This window comes from Streptomyces sp. NPDC044064 (genome assembly GCF_056434245.1).
Genome location: NZ_JBWKFN010000019.1, coordinates 144,398 through 161,612, shown reverse-complemented (window position 1 = coordinate 161,612; position 17,215 = coordinate 144,398). Strand labels below are relative to the sequence as shown.

At 72.1% G+C, this 17,215-nt stretch carries 17 protein-coding genes; 7 read left to right on the top strand and 10 right to left on the bottom strand.

Annotation, left to right across the window (positions count from 1 at the left end; translation table 11 throughout):
• Nucleotides 1–13 precede the first annotated feature (13 nt).
• Nucleotides 14–1,282, top strand: coding sequence for a tyrosine--tRNA ligase (tyrS, locus tag AC07DS_RS29045; RefSeq protein WP_479149970.1), 1,269 nt, complete (start codon nt 14–16; stop codon nt 1,280–1,282).
• 54 nt (nt 1,283–1,336) lie between these two features.
• On the opposite strand, the gene AC07DS_RS29040 is transcribed toward tyrS, so the two are convergent.
• Nucleotides 1,337–1,618 (bottom strand): GlsB/YeaQ/YmgE family stress response membrane protein, encoded by a 282-nt coding sequence (locus AC07DS_RS29040; protein WP_479149968.1) that lies wholly within the window; start codon nt 1,616–1,618, stop codon nt 1,337–1,339.
• Nucleotides 1,619–1,860: 242 nt separating this feature from the next.
• On the opposite strand from AC07DS_RS29040, the gene AC07DS_RS29035 reads away from it, so the two are divergent.
• Both AC07DS_RS29035 and AC07DS_RS29030 read left to right on the top strand, forming a co-directional pair.
• On the top strand, nt 1,861–2,217 hold the full coding sequence (locus AC07DS_RS29035; protein WP_479149966.1) for a DUF3099 domain-containing protein: 357 nt from the start codon (nt 1,861–1,863) through the stop codon (nt 2,215–2,217).
• 227 nt (nt 2,218–2,444) lie between these two features.
• Nucleotides 2,445–2,663, top strand: a complete 219-nt coding sequence (locus tag AC07DS_RS29030; RefSeq protein WP_386573910.1) for a hypothetical protein — start codon at nt 2,445–2,447, stop codon at nt 2,661–2,663.
• Here the strand turns inward: AC07DS_RS29030 and moaA are convergent.
• The 3 genes from moaA to AC07DS_RS29015 form a co-directional block, all read right to left on the bottom strand.
• Nucleotides 2,660–3,649 carry a GTP 3',8-cyclase MoaA gene (gene moaA / locus AC07DS_RS29025; protein ID WP_479149964.1) on the bottom strand — a complete coding sequence of 330 codons (990 nt, stop codon included), beginning with the start codon at nt 3,647–3,649 and terminating at the stop codon, nt 2,660–2,662. The two genes, AC07DS_RS29030 and moaA, sit on opposite strands and share 4 nt — an antisense overlap.
• 154 nt (nt 3,650–3,803) lie before the next feature.
• A complete protein-coding gene (locus AC07DS_RS29020) occupies nt 3,804–5,429 on the bottom strand; it encodes a solute symporter family protein (protein ID WP_479149962.1) in 1,626 nt (541 codons plus the stop codon).
• Nucleotides 5,426–5,782 (bottom strand): DUF485 domain-containing protein, encoded by a 357-nt coding sequence (locus AC07DS_RS29015; RefSeq protein WP_479149960.1) that lies wholly within the window; start codon nt 5,780–5,782, stop codon nt 5,426–5,428. Before AC07DS_RS29015 ends, AC07DS_RS29020 begins: the two co-directional genes overlap by 4 nt.
• A 285-nt stretch (nt 5,783–6,067) precedes the next feature.
• Between AC07DS_RS29015 and AC07DS_RS29010 the strand changes: the two genes are divergently transcribed.
• From AC07DS_RS29010 to AC07DS_RS29000, 3 genes are all read left to right on the top strand, one after another.
• Nucleotides 6,068–7,594, top strand: coding sequence for a S8 family peptidase (locus AC07DS_RS29010; protein ID WP_479149958.1), 1,527 nt, complete (start codon nt 6,068–6,070; stop codon nt 7,592–7,594).
• A gap of 113 nt (nt 7,595–7,707) precedes the next feature.
• The gene (locus AC07DS_RS29005) at nt 7,708–9,087 is read left to right on the top strand and encodes a CoA transferase (protein ID WP_479149956.1); all 1,380 of its coding nucleotides are present in this window, start codon (nt 7,708–7,710) and stop codon (nt 9,085–9,087) included.
• Nucleotides 9,088–9,187: 100 nt separating this feature from the next.
• A complete protein-coding gene (locus tag AC07DS_RS29000; RefSeq protein ID WP_479149954.1) occupies nt 9,188–10,204 on the top strand; it encodes a CopD family protein in 1,017 nt (338 codons plus the stop codon).
• Nucleotides 10,205–10,208: 4 nt separating this feature from the next.
• Here the strand turns inward: AC07DS_RS29000 and AC07DS_RS28995 are convergent, their stop codons facing one another.
• From AC07DS_RS28995 to AC07DS_RS28970, 6 genes are all read right to left on the bottom strand, one after another.
• Nucleotides 10,209–11,258: a zinc-dependent alcohol dehydrogenase family protein gene (locus tag AC07DS_RS28995; RefSeq protein WP_479149953.1), complete on the bottom strand. Its 1,050-nt coding sequence runs from the start codon at nt 11,256–11,258 to the stop codon at nt 10,209–10,211.
• A gap of 110 nt (nt 11,259–11,368) precedes the next feature.
• Nucleotides 11,369–12,079, bottom strand: a complete 711-nt coding sequence (locus tag AC07DS_RS28990) for a VIT1/CCC1 transporter family protein (protein WP_479149951.1) — start codon at nt 12,077–12,079, stop codon at nt 11,369–11,371.
• 25 nt (nt 12,080–12,104) lie between these two features.
• Nucleotides 12,105–13,331, bottom strand: a complete 1,227-nt coding sequence (locus AC07DS_RS28985) for an amidohydrolase family protein (protein WP_479149949.1) — start codon at nt 13,329–13,331, stop codon at nt 12,105–12,107.
• Nucleotides 13,328–14,611, bottom strand: coding sequence for an amidohydrolase family protein (locus AC07DS_RS28980; protein WP_479149946.1), 1,284 nt, complete (start codon nt 14,609–14,611; stop codon nt 13,328–13,330). Before AC07DS_RS28980 ends, AC07DS_RS28985 begins: the two co-directional genes overlap by 4 nt.
• Nucleotides 14,612–14,713: 102 nt before the next feature.
• Nucleotides 14,714–15,598 carry an SDR family NAD(P)-dependent oxidoreductase gene (locus AC07DS_RS28975; RefSeq protein ID WP_479149944.1) on the bottom strand — a complete coding sequence of 295 codons (885 nt, stop codon included), beginning with the start codon at nt 15,596–15,598 and terminating at the stop codon, nt 14,714–14,716.
• On the bottom strand, nt 15,598–16,395 hold the full coding sequence (locus tag AC07DS_RS28970; protein WP_479149942.1) for an acetoacetate decarboxylase family protein: 798 nt from the start codon (nt 16,393–16,395) through the stop codon (nt 15,598–15,600). Before AC07DS_RS28970 ends, AC07DS_RS28975 begins: the two co-directional genes overlap by 1 nt.
• A gap of 102 nt (nt 16,396–16,497) precedes the next feature.
• Between AC07DS_RS28970 and AC07DS_RS28965 the strand changes: the two genes are divergently transcribed.
• The gene (locus AC07DS_RS28965; protein WP_479149939.1) at nt 16,498–17,124 is read left to right on the top strand and encodes a TetR/AcrR family transcriptional regulator; all 627 of its coding nucleotides are present in this window, start codon (nt 16,498–16,500) and stop codon (nt 17,122–17,124) included.
• Nucleotides 17,125–17,215 lie beyond the last annotated feature (91 nt).

Genomic DNA, 17,215 nt, shown 5'->3' with positions numbered 1-17,215 from the left:
AGACACGAGAACCGTGACGGACATCGTCGACGAGCTGAAGTGGCGTGGGCTGTTCGCCCTGTCCACCGACGAGGACGCTTTGCGCAAGGCGCTCGCGGACGGTCCCGTCACGTTCTATTGCGGTTTCGACCCGACGGCGCCGTCGCTGCACGTGGGGCATCTGGTGCAGGTGCTCACCGTGCGCCGGCTCCAGCAGGCCGGGCACCGGCCGCTGGCGCTGGTCGGCGGCGCGACGGGCCTGATCGGTGACCCGCGCCCCACCGCGGAGCGCACGCTGAACGACCCGGAGACGGTGGCCGGCTGGGTGGGCAAGCTGCGCGCCCAGATCGAGCCGTTCCTGTCCTTCGAGGGCGAGAACGCGGCGGTCATGGTGAACAACCTCGACTGGACCGCGAACCTCTCCGCGATCGAGTTCCTGCGGGACATCGGCAAGCACTTCCGCGTCAACAAGATGCTGACGAAGGACTCGGTGGCCCGCCGTCTGGGGTCCGACCAGGGCATCAGCTACACCGAGTTCAGCTACCAGATCCTGCAGGGCATGGACTTCCTGCAGCTGTACCGGCGGTACGGCTGCACGCTCCAGCAGGGCGGCAGCGACCAGTGGGGCAACCTCACGGCCGGTCTCGACCTGATCCACCGGCTGGAGCCGGAGGCCGAGGCGCACGCGCTGGCCACCCCGCTGATGACCAAGGCGGACGGCACCAAGTTCGGCAAGACCGAGGGCGGCGCCGTCTGGCTCGACCCGGAGATGACGACGCCGTACGCGTTCTACCAGTTCTGGCTGAACGTGGACGACCGTGACATCTCGAAGTACATGCGGATCCTGTCCTTCAAGTCCCGCGCGGAGCTGGAGGAGCTGGAGCAGCAGACCGAGGAGCGTCCGCAGGCGCGTGCCGCGCAGCGCGCGCTCGCCGAGGAGCTGACGACGCTGGTGCACGGCGCCGACCAGACGGCCGCCGTGATCGCCGCGTCCAAGGCCCTGTTCGGCCAGGGCGAGCTGGCGGAGCTGGACGAGCGGACGCTGGCGGCGGCGCTGTCCGAGGTGCCGCACGTCCAGGTCTCCGAGCTGGGCCAGGTGGTCGACCTGTTCGCCGAGGTCGGCCTGGTGGCCAGCAAGTCCGCCGCTCGGCGGACCGTGAAGGAGGGCGGGGCCTACGTGAACAACGCGAAGGTCACCGCGGAGGATGCCGTGGCCGCCAAGGAGGACCTGCTGCACGGGCGGTGGCTGGTGCTGCGGCGGGGCAAGAAGAACCTCGCCGCGGTGGAGGTCACCGGCGCCTAGGACGGACCGGAGGGCGGCTCCTCGGAGAGGGGCCGCCCTTCGCTGTGCCCGCCGTCAGACGGTCTGTTGTTTCTTCTTGCCCAGAGTCGCCATGTAGAGCCTGTCCACGGCGAAGACGATGATGATCGCGGCGACGAGCTGGAAGGCATGCCGGCTCCAGTCGATGCCGCGGGTCTGCGCGACGCCGAGCGCGGCGGCGATCGCGTTGCCGGCGATGGCGCCCAGGATGCCGCAGATGGTGGTCAGCCAGAGGGGGCTGTGCTGCTTGCCCGGGATGATCGCCTTCGCGATGAGGCCCAGTACGAATCCCACGATGATCGCCCACAACCAGCCCATGGCTGCCTCCTCGTACAGCTCGACGTGAGCACTACGGTCAGTGTCGGTCGGTGCGCCGTACGGCGCACGTCGGGTTCACCCGTCGGCGGCGGGGCCGAGAGCGTTCGCGCAGGCGGGGAGGCGACCCGGTCTCGTCGGGCGTGCGGCCGCGGCGTAACGTGGAGGTGTCCTGGTCCGGTCCCCCGCCGGGTGTGGACGCAGGTGCGGGCCGGGGAGAGTCTGCGGGCGGATGGTGGAGTGTGATGCGCAAGCAGCACGGTGGCAGCGTCCAGGTGTTCCGGATCACCGGCGCCCGGACCGGGCTGGCCGAGGACGTGCGGGGCCGGCAGCGGCGGTACGTCATCTCGATGGCGATCCGCACCCTCTCCGTGATCCTCGCGGTCTCGCTGTGGAACGTCGAACGGTACGTCGCCGTCGTGGCGCTGGTGCTCGGTGCGCTGCTCCCCTACGTCGCCGTGGTGATCGCGAACGCGGGCCGGGAGCGGCCGCCCAACCTTCCGTCGACCTTCATCACCGCACCGATGCCGCCGATGATCGAGCCGCCGCGTGCGCAGGAGGAGACGGCACGGTCGGAGCCCGATCGGCCCGAAGGGGCGTGACCACGGCGGACGCGCCGGCTGCTGCCGGCGGACGCACGCCAAGCTCAAGAAAAGCTCAGATCAATCGTGTAGTTCCAGTGCCGGGCGACGGGTGACCCGTGACATACTGCGTACGCGCTCCGCATCCCCCGTCGGAGCGACGGACCGACGCCGGGCAGCTCCCCCCGTGGCTGCTCGGCGTCGCCTTGTTTACGGGGGCTCTGTGATACGGAACCAGTGACGAACCTGTGAGTGACGAGACCCCCATCTGCTCCGCCAAGGGCTGCCGTGCCGATGCCGTGTGGGTGCTGGCGTGGAACAACCCGAAGATTCACACGCCGGAGCGACGCAAGACGTGGCTCGCCTGCGAGGAACACCGCGAGCATCTTTCGCAGTTCCTCGGGGTCCGGGGGTTCCTCAAGGACGTGGTGAAGTTCGAGGACTGGGAAGCCCCCGAGGAGTCCTAGCCGCCGATCGCGGACATGGGCCGGTCCGGCTGGACGAAGGTCGGGTCGTCCAGGCCCGCTCCCGCCTTCTTTCCCCACATCGCCAGTCGCCAGATGCGGGCGATCTCCTCGTCGGGGGCGCCGGAGCGCAGGGCCGCTCGCAGATCGGTCTCCTCCGTGGCGAACAGACAGGTGCGTATCTGTCCGTCGGCGGTGAGGCGGGTGCGGTCGCAGGCCGCGCAGAACGGCCGGGTGACCGAGGCGATCACGCCGACCCGCTGGGGGCCGCCGTCCACCAGCCAGCGCTCCGCCGGTGCCGCGCCGCGCTCGTCCGCGCCCTCGGGGGTGAGGTCGAAGCGGGTGCGCAGGGAGGCCAGGATGTCCCCGGCGGTGACCATGCTCTCGCGCTTCCAGCCGTGCTGGGCGTCGAGCGGCATCTGCTCGATGAAGCGCAGCTCGTACTCGTGCTCCAGCGCCCAGGCCAGCAGGCCCGGGGCCTCGTCCTCGTTCAGGCCCGGCATCAGGACCGTGTTGACCTTGACCGGGGTGAGGCCGGCGTCGCGGGCGGCTTCGAGGCCCTCGAGGACGTCCTTGTGCCGGTCGCGGCGGGTGAGGGTCTTGAAGACGTCGGGGCGCAGGGTGTCCAGGGAGACGTTGACCCGGTCCAGGCCCGCCGCCTTCAGGGCGACGGCGGTGCGCCTGAGGCCGATGCCGTTCGTCGTGAGGGACATCTGGGGGCGGGGGGCGAGGTCCGCGACGCGCTCGACGATGCCGACCAGCCCGGGGCGCAGCAGGGGCTCGCCGCCGGTGAAGCGGACCTCCTCGATGCCGAGCAGGCGGACCGCGATGTCGATGAGCCGGACGATCTCGTCGTCCGTGAGCAGATCGGGCTTGGCGAGCCACTGCAGGCCTTCCTCGGGCATGCAGTAGGTGCAGCGCAGATTGCACCGATCGGTGAGCGAGACCCTCAGGTCGGTGGCCACTCGGCCGTAGGTGTCGATGAGCACGTGGGCCCCCTCCCTCGTCCGGAGCACTCATTTTCCGTCACTAGCGAGCCTACGTGAGACGACGGACATCGACAGCGGCCCGATCTTACGAGGTACGAGGCGGCCGCGTCGTAGGACCGTACAGTCCTGGACGACGCGGCCGTCCGTGCGAAGCTCAGTGCGCTCCGGTCCCGGTCAGGGACCTCACCTCCAGCTCCGCGTACTTGCCGGCGTCGGGGGCCTCCTTCGACAGCAGGGTGCCCACGGCGCCCAGCAGGAAGCCGACCGGGATCGAGATGATGCCGGGGTTCTCCAGCGGGAACCAGTGGAAGTCCACGTCGGGGAACATCGAGGTCGGCTTGCCGGACACCACCGGCGAGAACAGCACCAGGCCGACCGCGGTGACCAGGCCGCCGTAGATCGACCACAGGGCTCCCGAGGTGGTGAACCGCTTCCAGAACAGGCTGTAGAGGATGGTCGGCAGGTTGGCGGAGGCGGCGACCGCGAAGGCGAGGGCGACCAGGCCGGCGACGTTCAGGTCGCGGGAGAGGGCGCCCAGGACGATCGAGACGGCGCCGATGCCGACGGTCGCGTAGCGGGCCGCGTTGATCTCCTGCTTCTCGGTGGCCTGCCCCTTCTTGATGACGTTGGCGTAGATGTCGTGGGCGAAGGAGGAGGACGAGGCCAGGGTCAGACCGGCGACGACCGCGAGGATCGTGGCGAAGGCGACCGCGGAGATGGTGGCGAGCAGGATCGCGCCCCAGCTGGAGTCCACTCCCCCGAGGTGGAGGGCGAGCAGGGGTGCGGCGGTGTTGCCCGCCTTGTTGGAGGCGATGATCTCGTCCGGTTTGATCAGCGCGGCGGCGCCGAAGCCGAGGGCGAGGGTCATCAGGTAGAAGGCGCCGATCAGGCCGATCGCCCAGATCACGGACTTGCGGGCGGCCTTCGCCGTCGGGACCGTGTAGAAGCGGATCAGGATGTGCGGCAGGCCCGCGGTGCCGAGGACCAGGGCGATGCCGAGCGAGATGAAGTCCAGCTTGGTGGTGCCGGTGGCCCCGTACTTCAGGCCGGGCTCGAGGAACGCGGAGCCCTTGCCGCTGTTGTCGGCGGCCTTGCCGAGCAGGTCCGAGACGTTGAAGTGGAACTTCAGCAGCACCAGGAAGGTGAGCAGCAGGGCGCCCGCGATCAGCAGCACCGCCTTGACCATCTGGACCCAGGTGGTGCCCTTCATGCCGCCGATGGTGACGTACACGATCATCAGGACGCCGACCAGGGCGACAATGCCGATCTTGCCGCCGTCGCTGGTGATGCCGAGGAGCAGCGAGACCAGGACGCCGGCGCCGGCCATCTGAGCGAGCAGGTAGAAGATCGAGACGACGATCGTGGAGGTGCCGGCGGCGGTACGGACGGGCCGCTGGCGCATCCGGTAGGCCAGGACGTCGCCCATCGTGTAGCGGCCGGAGTTGCGCAGCGGTTCGGCGACCAGGAGCAGGGCGACGAGCCAGGCGACGAGGAAGCCGATGGAGTAGAGGAAGCCGTCGTAGCCGAAGAGGGCGATGGCGCCGGCAATGCCGAGGAACGACGCGGCGGACATGTAGTCGCCCGAGACGGCGAGGCCGTTCTGGAATCCGGTGAACTGACGGCCGCCGGCGTAGAAGTCGGCGGCGTCCTTGGTCTGCCGGCCGGCCCAGACGGTGATGACGAGGGTCGCGGCGACGAACACCGCGAACAGGGTGATGATCAGCGAACGGTGCTCGCTCGCCTCGCCGGCGGCCAGCAGGGTGTGCTGTGCGGGGCTCATGCGCCGCCCTCCATCCGGGACTTGATGGCCTCGGCCTTGGGGTCGAGCTGGGCCGCGGCGTGCCGCGCGTACCACCAGGCGATGAGGAACGTGGTGAGGAACTGGGCGAGGCCCAGGACGAGGGCGACGTTGACGTTGCCGGCCACCTTGGTGCCCATGAAGTCGCCCGCGTAGTTGGAGAGCAGGACGTACAGCAGGTACCAGGTGATGAAGCCGATGGTCAGGGGGAAGGCGAAGGAGCGGTGGGAGCGGCGCAGTTCACCGAACTCCGCGCTCTGCTGCACCTCGGCGAACTCCTCGGTGGAGGGAAGGTGGGCTTGGGGTTTCGCAGGGGGCGGGGTCTCGGTAGCCACGGAGTCTCCTCGCGTCACGGACATGCGCTTTCCGACCTCACAGGGACGTGGATCACATTACAGGCAGTCACCGACAGACTCCCTTGAGTGATCCCGGCGGGGGCACGATCCTGCTGGGCCCTCCGTCCACGGTCACGGCGCCACGCGCGGAGCGGTTCAAGTCCGCCCGACCCTTTCGGAGATCAGTTCCGGGAGATAGCTTCGCCCTGCACCACCCGTCATGTACCTGCCCGAGCACCACCTTGTGTCTCGGGCGGTTTTGTACCCTGATGATGTGGAGATCCCATGGCTCATCTGCGTTCCAGACGCCGGCTCGCGCTCGCCGTCCCGGTCGTTCTGTCGCTGACCGCCTCACTCGGTTTCCTGCCGACGGCGGCCTCGGCGGCGGCCCCCGCGGCCACGGCGGCGCGGGCGGCGGACGGCCCCGGCCTCGCCTACGTGGTCAACACCGGCACGGACCGTCGCACGATCGAGTCGGTGCAGCAGGCCATCACCCGTAACGGTGGCACCATCGTGGAGAGTTACGACCGGATCGGCGTGATCGTCGCCCACTCCGCGAACCCCGACTTCGGCCCGCAGATGCGCGCCGTGCGCGGAGTGCAGTCGGCGGGTGCCACGCGGACCGCTCCGCTGACCGCGGCGGGTACCACGGACGAGGGCGCGGTGCAGGTCCTGTCGAAGGCGGAGGCCGCGAAGCTCGCCGAGGGTGCGGCGGCCGGTCAGGAGCCCCTCGAGGCCGACCAGTGGGATCTGCGGGCGATCGGCGCCGACAAGGCCGCGACGATCGACCCGGGCAGCAGGAACGTGACCGTAGGTGTGATCGACACCGGCGTCGACGACACCCACCCGGACATCGCCCCGAACTTCTCCGCGTCCCAGTCGGCGAACTGTGTGAGCGGCAAGGCGGACACGACGTACGGCTCCTGGCGGCCGGTGGACGCCGACCACTACCACGGCACGCATGTGGCGGGCGAGATAGCCGCGGCCCGCAACGGCATAGGCGTGGCGGGTGTGGCGCCGGGCGTGAAGGTCGCGAGCATCACCGTGGCCCAGCCGGACGCGACCTCGCTGTTCTACCCCGAGAGCGTGGTCTGCGCCTTCGTGTTCGCGGCGGACCACGGCATCGAGATCACCAACAACAGCTACTACGTCGACCCGTGGCTGTACAACTGCATGGACGACCCCGATCAGCGTGCCATCGTCGACGCGGTCAACAGGGCCCAGTTGTACGCACAGCGCAAGGGCACGCTCAACGTGGCGTCGGCGGGCAACTCCAACGACGACCTCGACTCGGACGCGATCACGGACGCCTCCAGCCCCGACGACTCCACCGCCACGAACCGGACGGTCGACCCGCACGAGTGCTTCGACGTGCCGACCCAGCTGCCCGGTGTGGTCACCGTGAGCGCAGTGGGCGTCAAGGGCACCAAGTCGTACTACTCCAGCTACGGCCGGGGTGTCGTCGACGTGGCGGGGCCGGGCGGCGACAAGTACCAGATCCCGGACACGCCGTCGAAGAACGGCCGCATCCTGTCCACGCTGCCGAACAACCAGTACGGCTTCCTGCAGGGCACGTCGATGGCCTCCCCGCACGTGGCCGCCGTGGCCGCGCTGCTGAAGTCGGCGCACCCGCACGCCACCCCCGCCCAGCTGCAGGCCCTCCTGAAGGCCGAGGCGGACAACCCCGGCTGCCCGAGCGACCCGTACGACGGGAACGGCGACGGCGTCGTGGACGCGACCTGCGTCGGCGGCAAGCGCGTCAACGGCTTCTACGGCTTCGGTGTCGTCAACGCGCTGCGCGCGGTCGACTGACGCGCCACCGGTCCTCCACCACTGACGGACAGGTCCCGCCGGAGTCTCTCCTGCGGGACCTGTGCGTGTCAGGCAGGCAATAGTTGATTGAATCAATGCTGCATAGTGCAGTCATGACTGGAATCAAGTACGCCTGGGACGCGGTGGGCGGCGATCCCGCTCTCGGCTCGCGCGTGTCGGACGTCGTACGCCGGGACGTGCTCGAAGCGAGGCTGCCCGTGCGGGAGTTGGCGCGTGCCTGTGTGGGGGCGTGTGCGCTGGCCGCCGCCGAGCTGGGTGCGCGGCGGGCGGGGCTCGCCGAGGTGCCGGAGGTCCGGGTGGACGACGGTGCGGTCGCCGCCGCCTTCCACAGTGAGCGGCTGCTGCAGGTCGACGGGCGGGCGCCGGTCGCCTTCGCACCGTTGTCACGGTTCTGGCGGACGGCCGACGGCTGGGTGCGCACCCACGCCAACTACCCGCACCACCGCGCCCGGTTGCTCGGCGCACTGGGTCTGCCGGCGGAGGCCTCGGCGGACGACGTGGCCGCCCGGCTCGCCGGACTTCCCGCGCTGGAGGTGGAGGAGACGGTGTTCGGCGCCGGCGGTCTCGCCGTGGCGCTGCGCACCCCCGAGGAGTGGGCGGCGCACGAGCAGGCCGCCGAGGTGGCCGCCCGGCCCCTGGTCGAGCGGGAGCGGCTGGACTCGGTGCACGCGCGCGTGCTCCCCGCGCTCGACGCGGCCGCCGTTCCCCTGCTGCCCGCCGCCGGGCTCCGCGTCCTCGACCTGACCCGGGTGCTCGCCGGACCGGTCGCCACCCGCACGCTGGCCCTGCTCGGCGCGGACGTGCTGCGCGTGGACGCCCCGCAACTGCCCGAACTCGCCGACCAGCACGCCGACACGGGCTTCGGCAAGCGGTCGGCGACGCTCGACCTCACCGCCGACCGCGACACCTTCGAGGAGCTGCTGGCCTCGGCGGACGTCGTGGTCACCGGCTACCGGCCGGGTGCCCTGGACCGGTTCGGGCTCTCTCCGCGCGCCCTGGCCGAACGGCGCCCCGGGCTGGTCGTGGCGCAGGTGTCGGCGTGGGGCGCGTACGGACCCTGGGGCGGGCGGCGCGGCTTCGACAGCCTGGTGCAGGTCGCGACCGGCATCGCGCTGACCGAGGGCGCGGCCGGGCAGCCCGGCGCGCTGCCCGCGCAGGCTTTGGACCACGGCACCGGCTATCTGCTGGCGGCGGCCGTACTGCGGGCGGTGACCGAGCAGTCGTACGACGGAGGCAGTCGGCTCGTCCGGCTGGCGCTCGCCAGGACCGCGCGCTGGCTCACGGACGGGATCCGGCCCGACCGGGCCACGGACGGCTTCGCGTACGAGGGACCGGACGCCTGGCTGGCCGAGACGGACGGCCCGCTCGGCCGGCTGCGGCACGCCCTGCCGCCGCTGTCCTTCGCGAGCGGCCCCGCCGACTGGGCGCGGCCTCCGGTGCCGTGGGGTTCGGACCCGGCCGCCTGGCGGTGAGCGCGCGGGCGGCCGGAAACGTATGGATGGGTGGAATGCCGTAGCCCCAGTTGTTTTCCGGGACTTGCCCGGTTCTGTGACGGCTGGCAAGGATCACGGGGTGACCTTGACACGACCGGGTACCGACGCCGCCGGCGCGAACGGACCGGCGCGCCGGTCCGGCACCGGCCGGGCCGTCGCCGCCCTGGTCCTGGTGGCCCTGGCCGCCCTGGTCCCGCTGTGCGGGCCGTCCGCCGCGCTGCACGGCACCGGGGAGGCCGCGGCTCCCGGCGTGGGCGGCATCGCGCTGCTGCGCGGGGTGCTGTTCGCCGCCCTGTGCGTCCCGCTGGGCGAGCTGCTCGTGCTCCGGCTCGCCCGGCGCCTGCCCGATGCCCCGGCCGAACGGCCGCGCAGCTGGGCGCTGTCGGCGAACGGCGCCGGGTTCCTGGCCGCGCTGGCCCTCGCCTCGGTGGTGTCCACCGGCAATCTGGTCCCGCACAGTCTCGGCCAGATCGATGTCGGCGGGCTGTACGACTCCCGCGACGGCAGGCTGGCCCTGCTGGAGGTCAACGCCTTCCTGCTGGCGGCGCTGTGCGCACGCTCGCGCCGCCCGGCGGCCCAGGTGTGGCCGCTGGCCGCAGTGGTGGTCGCGGAGGCGCTGCGCGCCCACCCCACGGCCGAGCACGGCCCGCTGGCCGGCTCGGGTCTGACGCTGGTGCACCTGACCTGTGCGGCACTGTGGGCGGGCGGCCTGCCGCACGCGCTGCGGACGGTCCGGCTGTGGCGCGGCGACGCGGCCGGGGCCGGGGCCGCGCTGCTGGGGCGCTACGCGCGCGCGGCCGCCGCTCTGCTCGCGGCCCTCACGGCGACCGGCGTGTGCAGTGCGCTGCGGCGCATGCCGGCGGCCACGATCCTGGACCAGCTGACGACGACGGCGTACGGACGCACCCTGCTGGCCAAGGTGGTCCTGGTCGCCGTCGTCGCCGTGCTCGCCCTGTGGGCGCGGATCCGGCTGAGCCGGGCGGCCGACCCGCTGACCGCCTGCGTGCCCGCGCGGGCCGAGGTGGCCGTCCTGGGCGTGGTGGTCGTGGTCTCGGGCCTGCTCACGGCGCTGCCGCTGCCGATCCGCTGGTCCTAGCGGGTCACAGGTCGTTGGTGACGAGCACCTTGAGGGCGGTGCGCTCGTCCATCGCCTTGTAGCCGTCCGGCACGCCCTCGATGCCGACGGTCATGTCGAAGACCGGCGAGGGGTCGATCGTGCCGTCGAGGACGTCGGGCAGCAGGTCGGGGATGTAGGCGCGGACCGGCGCGACACCGCCGCGCAGGGCGATGTTCCGGTCGAACATGACACCGAGGTCCAGGCCGGTGCCGCTGCCGTGGGGGACGCCCACGAAGCCGATCGCGCCGCCGTCGCGGGTGATGTTCACGGCCGTCCGCATGGACTGCTCGGTGCCGACGGCCTCGACGACGGCGTGCGCGCCCTGACCGCGGGTGAGTTCCCGGACGGCCTCGACGGCCGCGTCCCCGCGCTCGGCGACGACGTCGGTGGCGCCGAAGCGGCGCGCGATGTCGGTGCGGACCTCGTGCCGGCCCAGCGCGATGATCCGCTCGGCGCCGAGCCGCTTGGCGGCCAGCACCGCGCACAGGCCGACCGCGCCGTCGCCGACCACGGCGACCGTGGCGCCCGGGCGGGCGCCCGCGCCGAGGGCGGCGTGGTGACCGGTGCCGAGGACGTCGGAGAGGGTCAGCAGGGCGGACAGCAGGTGGTCGTCGGAGGCCGCCTCCTTGGGCAGCTGGACGAGGGTGCCGTCGGCGAACGGCACGCGCACCGCCTCGCCCTGGCCGCCGTCGTAGCCGACGGAGCCCCAGAAGCCGCCGTGCTCGCAGGAGGTCGTCAGGCCCTCGCGGCAGTAGTCGCAGACGCCGTCGGACCACATGAAGGGCGCGACCACCAGGTCACCGCGCCGGACGGTGCTCACCTCGGAGCCGGTCTCCTCGACGATGCCGAGGAACTCGTGGCCGATGCGCTGCCCCGGCTGCCGGGCCGCCTCGCCCCGGTACGCCCACAGGTCGCTGCCGCAGATGCAGGCGCGCAGCACCCGCACCACGGCGTCGGTGGGCAGCTGTACCAGGGGCTCGGGAACGTTCTCCACGCGCATGTCGTACGGGGCGTGGATGGTGGTGGCGCGCATGGCGAGGGTCCTTCTCGTGCGGGTTTCGTGCAGGGCGCTCAGGGGGTGGTCGAGCGCACTTCACGGTACGCCGTGGCCGCCGGGGGCCGCGCGACCAGGGTGCGGGTCCGCTACCCGCCCGCCGCGCCGAGCAGCGTCCCCGCCACGTACGTCACCCCCATGGCGAGCGCCCCGCCCGCCACGTTCCGCAGCACCGCGCGCCTCGGGTCGGCCGCTCCCAGCCGGGCGCTGCTCCACCCGGTGAGGACGAGCGCCGCCAGCACACAGACCACGGTGACCAGGAGCCGCCAGGCGGCCGGCGGCAGCACGATCGCCAGGAGCGGCAGCAGCGCGCCCACGGTGAAGGCCAGGAAGCTGGCCCAGGCCGCGTGCCAGGGGTTGGTGAGCTGGTCCGGGTCGATGCCCAGCTCCACGCGCGCGTGCGCTCTCAGCGCGTCCCGCGCGGTGAGCTGCTCGGCGGCTTCGCGGGCCACCTCCTGGGACAGCCCGCGCTGCCGGAGGAGCCCGGTCAGCTCCTCCAGCTCCAGCTCGGGCTGTTCGCGCAGCTCCCGCCGTTCCATGGCCAGTGCGGCCTTCTCCGAGTCGCGCTGCGTCGACACCGACACGTACTCGCCCGCCGCCATCGACATGGACCCGGCGAGCAGGCCGGCCAGGCCGGCGGTGAGCAGGGCCGTGCGGGAGTCCGTGGCACCGGCCACGCCGACGACGAGTCCGGCGGTGGACACGATGCCGTCGTTCGCGCCGAGGACGGCCGCCCGCAGCCAGTTCAGACGGGTGCCCAGCGCGCCGCCGTGAGCCTCGTCATGGGTTGGTTCCGTCACAGCAGGGAGGATCGCACCCCGGCCGTCACCAGACCCGCACCGACGCTCCTCTCGCGAACACCGGGCTCGTCGCGTCCGCCGGCGGCTCCCGCAGCGGCTCGGCCAGCTCGGCCACCGTCGGGCCGACCTTCGCCGCGACGCGGTCCAGGAGGTCCAGGTCGAAGCCGTAGACGCGGGCCGCGTTGCCGCCGAGCATGGCCGCCAGCTCCGCGCGCGGGACGCCCGGGTAAGCGAACCGCAGGCCCTCGCGGGTGTACGGGTAGGTGCCCTCGTCGTGCGGGTAGTCGCTGCCCCACATGATCTTGTCGATGCCGATGCGGTCGCGCAGCCGCACCTCGTGCGGGCGCATGAAGCTGGCGCCGACGAAGCAGTGGTCGTGCCAGACCCGGGACGGTGCCTCGCCCATGCTCGCGGCGAGACCGGCGCCGAACTTGGCCTCGGCGGTGTCGGCCTTCGTGGCGGCCGCGACCAGGCGGCCGTGGTAGTAGTCCAGCATGTCGAGTACTCCGGGGATCCAGCCGGAGCCCTGCTCGGTCAGCACCAGCCGCAGCCCGGGGTGGCGGCGGAAGGCACCGCCGAAGACCAGGTGCCACAGCGCGCGGTGGGAGAACCAGGTCGTCTCGACCATGAAGACCGCGCGGGCGGCCGGTTCGTCGCCCAGCGGCGGGGAGGCGGAGCCCGCGTGGTGGTTGACGGGGACACCGAGTTCCGAGCAGGCGGCCCAGATCGGGTCGTACGTGCGCGAGTACAGCTCCGGCAGGCCGGAGCCCGGCGGGGTGCCGGGCAGCATCAGACCGCCCTTGAGGCCCGCCGAGGCGGCCCACCTGATCTCCTTGACGGCCTCCTCGACGTCGCCCAGGAGGATCTGGAAGACGCCGGCCCGGCGGCCGGGCGCGGCCGCGCAGAAGTCCGCGAGCCAGCGGTTGTGGGCGCGCAGCCCGGCCCAGCGCCGCTCGAAGTCCTCGGCGCTCGGGGGCGGGGCCATCAGGGAGCCGGACGGGAAGAACGGCGGGATGGTGTTCGGGAAGATCACCTCCGCGACGATCCCGTCCGCCTCCAGCTCCGCGAGGCGCCGCCCGGAGTTCCAGTTCCGGTCGGCCGAGTCGGCGAGCAGGTCCTCGTAGGGGTTGACGTAGGTGGCCGCCCAGACGTCGAAGTCGTCGTGGTGGCGCTTGTCCAGGTACGGCTTGTAGTCCAGGAGATCGGCTCCCGCATGGCAGTCGGCGGAGATCACCGTGTACCGGTCGCTCACTGCGTCACCCCCAGCGTCGGGAAGTCGTGGTCGGTCAGCCAGTGCCGGCCCACCTCGCGCGAGCGCGCCCAGGACGCCTCCACGGCCGCCTGGTCGGCCGGCTGGCCGAGGTCCGCCGGGGTGGGGCCGATGCGCTCGGCGAGCGGTGTCAGCACGCGCACGTCGAAGCCGAAGACCTCGGCCGCCGCGAGGCCCAGCATCCGGCGCGTCTCGCTCACCGGGATGTCGTGGAAGGTGCGCCGCAGCCACGCGCGCGTGTCGGGCCAGGTGCCCTCGGGATGCGGGAAGTCGCTGCCCCAGAGGATGTTGTCGACACCGATCTCGTAGCGCTGGGCCAGTTCGCGGCGCTTGGTGTTGGTGGCGCAGACGAAGATCTGCCGGTCGAGGTACTCGTGCGGCGGGCGTTTCAGCTCCTGGAACGGGGAGAGCTTCTTGCCGCCGTGGGCGCCGAGGTAGAGGCGGTCCATGAACCAGAGCAGGTTCGGCAGCCACCAGCAGCCCGACTCCGCGACCCCGAACCGCAGTCCGGGGTGGCGTTCGAAGACACCGGACCAGAGCAGGAACCACAGCGGCCGGGCCGGCCACCAGGTCACCTCGCTCACGAAGATCCCCAGGTGGTCGCCGTACTCGTGGCGCGGCGCGGATCCGGAGTGCGTCAGCACCGGCATCCCGCACTCGGCGGCCGCCGCCCACACGGGGTCGTACCGGCGGTCGTGGTACGGCTCCTTGTCGCCCCACAGGGCGGGGATCATCAGGGCGCCGAGCCCGGACTCCCGGGCGCGGCGGATCTCGGCGACCACCTTCGGCACCTCGGCCGTGACCGGCAACAGGGCCACGCCGCAGTGCCGTTCGGGGTTCTCGGACACGAAGTCCGCGAGCCAGCGGTTGTGCGCCCGGGCGCCCGCCATGCCCAGCTCGGGGTCGTGGTCCCCGGAGAGGCCGAGGCCCACGCCGAAGGGCGCGGCGGTCTGGCTGTCCACGGCGTCGGCGTCCGGGAAGACCACCTCCGCCGCCACCCCGTCCCCGTCGAGCTCCTTCAGTCGCTGCGCGGTGTCCCAGCCCCCGCGCAGGCCCTCCTCGTTGTCCTGGAACCACTTGGCCGCGAACGCCTCGTTGCGGACGCCGAGCCGGGTCATCTCCTCGCGGCGCCGTTCGCGGCCCGCGAGGAACTCGTCGAAGTCCCGGTGGAACCGGGACTCCAGGTAGGGCCGGTACTGCTCGGTGGGCAGCCCGGCGTGGCAGTCGGAGGAGATGATCAGGTACGGGTCCTGGCTGGTCACAACAGCCTCCCGGGTCAATCGAGAATGCCGCATTTCCCGGGGGACAACCCCCGGACCCCCAGCCGATCGTGCGCAACCGTCGGCCGAGAGGCTCAGCAGCAGTCAGTCAAGGATGAATTGTTCGAGGTACGACGGGTTCGCGCGGTCCAGCATCGAGTGCGCCCGCGCGCGGATCTGGGCGTCGCTGTGCTCGCTCGCCGGCAGCAGCCAGAAGCGGTCGGCGCGGATGCCGTCCAGGACCAGCTCGGCGACCTCCTCGACGGGCGTGAAACGGACCTCCCGGCCGGCCGTGCGCATCGCCGACTCCCACTGGTCGAGGCTGCGGTACGGCGTCTTCCTGGGGCGCTGTTTGGCGTAGCGGGCGGGCCTGTTGCGGTGCGACTCCCACAGGCCGGTGCGCAGCATGTGCGGCCCGGGGAAGAGCACGGAGGCGCCCACGCGCGCGTGCTCCGCCCTCAGGTGCGCGTACAGCGACTCGGTCATGGTGACGACGGCCGCCTTCGTGACCGCGTACACGGAGGCGGTCGGCAGGGGCGCGATGCCGCCGTCGCCGGAGGACGTGTTGACGACATGACCTTGTTGACCGGACTCGATCATCCGGGGCACGAACGCCTGGATGCCGTGGAAGACACCCCACACATTGACGGCGAAGGCCCACTGCCAGTCGTTCGGCTCGTGTTCCCACATGCGCCCCTCGGCGCCCGAGCCGACCCCCGCGTTGTTGCACAGGACGTGTACGGCGCCGTAGGTGTCGTACGCCGACTCGGCCAGCTCCAGGACCTGTTCGCGTACGCCGACGTCGACCACGCGCGCGTGCACGTCGGCGCCCTGTGCGCGCAGGTCGGCGGCGGCCTTGTCCAGCGCCGTCTCCTCGACGTCGGCGAGGACGACCTTCAGGCCCTCGGCCGCGAACCGCCGCGCCATCGCCAGCCCGATCCCGCTCGCCGCCCCGGTGACGACGGCGACCTGTCCCGCTCGCAGGTCCATCACCGGCTCCCTTCCGGCGGTCCGTCGTGGGCCTGGAGCGGGTCGTCGTAGCGCTGGTGGACGTACGGCAACAGGGCCTGCGCGTCCACCCGTTCGGCCACCCGGCCGCTCTGGTCGCTGGTCTTCTCGCCGAGGGTGATCTCCCGCAGGCGCAGCACCGGGAGGTCGGCGACGGGGTCGTGCCCGGACTCGCGCAGCACGACGTCCCCGGTGACGCGCTCCAGCCGGCGCACCTTCTCGTGCCGTACGCAGTGCACCAGTACGGGGTCCCCGTCGAAGCCCGAGCCGTCCACGGCGGGCAGGTACTTGAAGTAGAAGTCGGTCTTGCGCGAGGGCTCCGGCAGGGGCAGTTCGCCGCTCACCGCGCCGCGCACCTCCACGAAGGCGATGCCGTGCCGGGCGAGTGACGCCCGTACGACGAGGCCGTCGCGCTCGACGGTGACCTCGCCGAGCTTCTTGGGCTCCCCGAAGACCTCACGGCCGCCGGTGAGGGCGCGTTCGTGGGTCATCGGCATCACCAGCGGGTACCAGCCCTCGACCCCGCCGTGCGCGGCGGCGACCGCGAAGGAGCCCGCGCCGAGCGGGTATCCGGGCAGGTCGACCTTGCTGATGTTCACCCGGACGAGCGGGCTGCCGGTGGGTTTCAGGGGTGGTGGCAGCACCGCCGCGACCGCGTCCGGGTCGGTCTCCCAGACGGCCGCCACTCCGGTGGACCAGATGTCGGGGAGCCGCGCGCTCGCGGTGCGCGTGGCGGCGATCTCCGCCTCGGTCCGTGCTCCGTACCGTACGCGTGCCATACACCGTACCGCCCTTCTTCTGACGGGCCGTCATCTGTAACACAGTTACAGCAGCCGGGGCGCAGGGTAAATACGCGTGCACCGACCGGAGTTGGGGGGATCATGGTGAGAGGGGCGCTCAGCCGGGAGGAGGTCCTGGAGGCCGCCGCCGGGCTGGTGCGGCAGCACGGCCCGGGCGCGCTCACGATGCGCAAGCTGGCGGCCGAGCTGGGCACCGCAGTCACCTCGATCTACTGGCACGTCGGGGGCCGCGAGGCCCTGCTGGAGGCGCTGGTGGAGCGGACCGTGGCCGGTCTCGGCGAGATCCGGCCCGCCGGGCGCACTCCCGAGCAGCGGGTCGTCTCCGTGGCGCGCGCCCTGCGCCGGCAGCTGCGCGACCATCCGCACCTGGTGGCCCTGGTGCACGAGCGCGGGCTGACCGAGCGGATGTTCCTGCCCGCGCAGCAGGCCCTGGTGCGCGAGGCGCACGCGGCGGGGCTGCGCGGCGCCCGGGCCGCCGAGTTCGTGCGCGCGGTGCAGTTCCAGGTCGTCGGTCATGTGCTGGTCGAGCGCAACCGCGAGCGTGCCCCGGTGCAGCGGCCCGGCGAGGAGGAGCTGTGGAGCGCGGAGGCCGCCGGTGACGACCCCGCCCTGGCCCGTGCGCTGGCCCGCCCCGTGGACCCGGAGCGGCTGTTCGTCACCGCCGTACGGGCGCTGGTGGGGGCGCTGCTCGCACCGCGCGGAAAATGACTGGCGCCCGAACTCCCGCTCCCCCTACTGTTCCTGATCGCGGGGGCGGCTCCGCAAGCGTGCTTCCTTCTCTCCCTTTCCTGGAAACCGC

Coding starts and splice junctions, on each gene's coding strand:
- AC07DS_RS29040 (WP_479149968.1), bottom strand. CDS start 1,618: ATGGGCTGGTTGTGGGCGATCATCGTGGGATTCGTACTGGGCCTCATC.
- AC07DS_RS28970 (WP_479149942.1), bottom strand. CDS start 16,395: ATGGCACGCGTACGGTACGGAGCACGGACCGAGGCGGAGATCGCCGCC.
- AC07DS_RS29005 (WP_479149956.1), top strand. CDS start 7,708: ATGACTGGAATCAAGTACGCCTGGGACGCGGTGGGCGGCGATCCCGCT.
- AC07DS_RS28995 (WP_479149953.1), bottom strand. CDS start 11,258: ATGCGCGCCACCACCATCCACGCCCCGTACGACATGCGCGTGGAGAAC.
- AC07DS_RS29010 (WP_479149958.1), top strand. CDS start 6,068: ATGGCTCATCTGCGTTCCAGACGCCGGCTCGCGCTCGCCGTCCCGGTC.
- AC07DS_RS29020 (WP_479149962.1), bottom strand. CDS start 5,429: ATGAGCCCCGCACAGCACACCCTGCTGGCCGCCGGCGAGGCGAGCGAG.
- AC07DS_RS28965 (WP_479149939.1), top strand. CDS start 16,498: ATGGTGAGAGGGGCGCTCAGCCGGGAGGAGGTCCTGGAGGCCGCCGCC.
- AC07DS_RS28975 (WP_479149944.1), bottom strand. CDS start 15,598: ATGGACCTGCGAGCGGGACAGGTCGCCGTCGTCACCGGGGCGGCGAGC.
- AC07DS_RS29035 (WP_479149966.1), top strand. CDS start 1,861: ATGCGCAAGCAGCACGGTGGCAGCGTCCAGGTGTTCCGGATCACCGGC.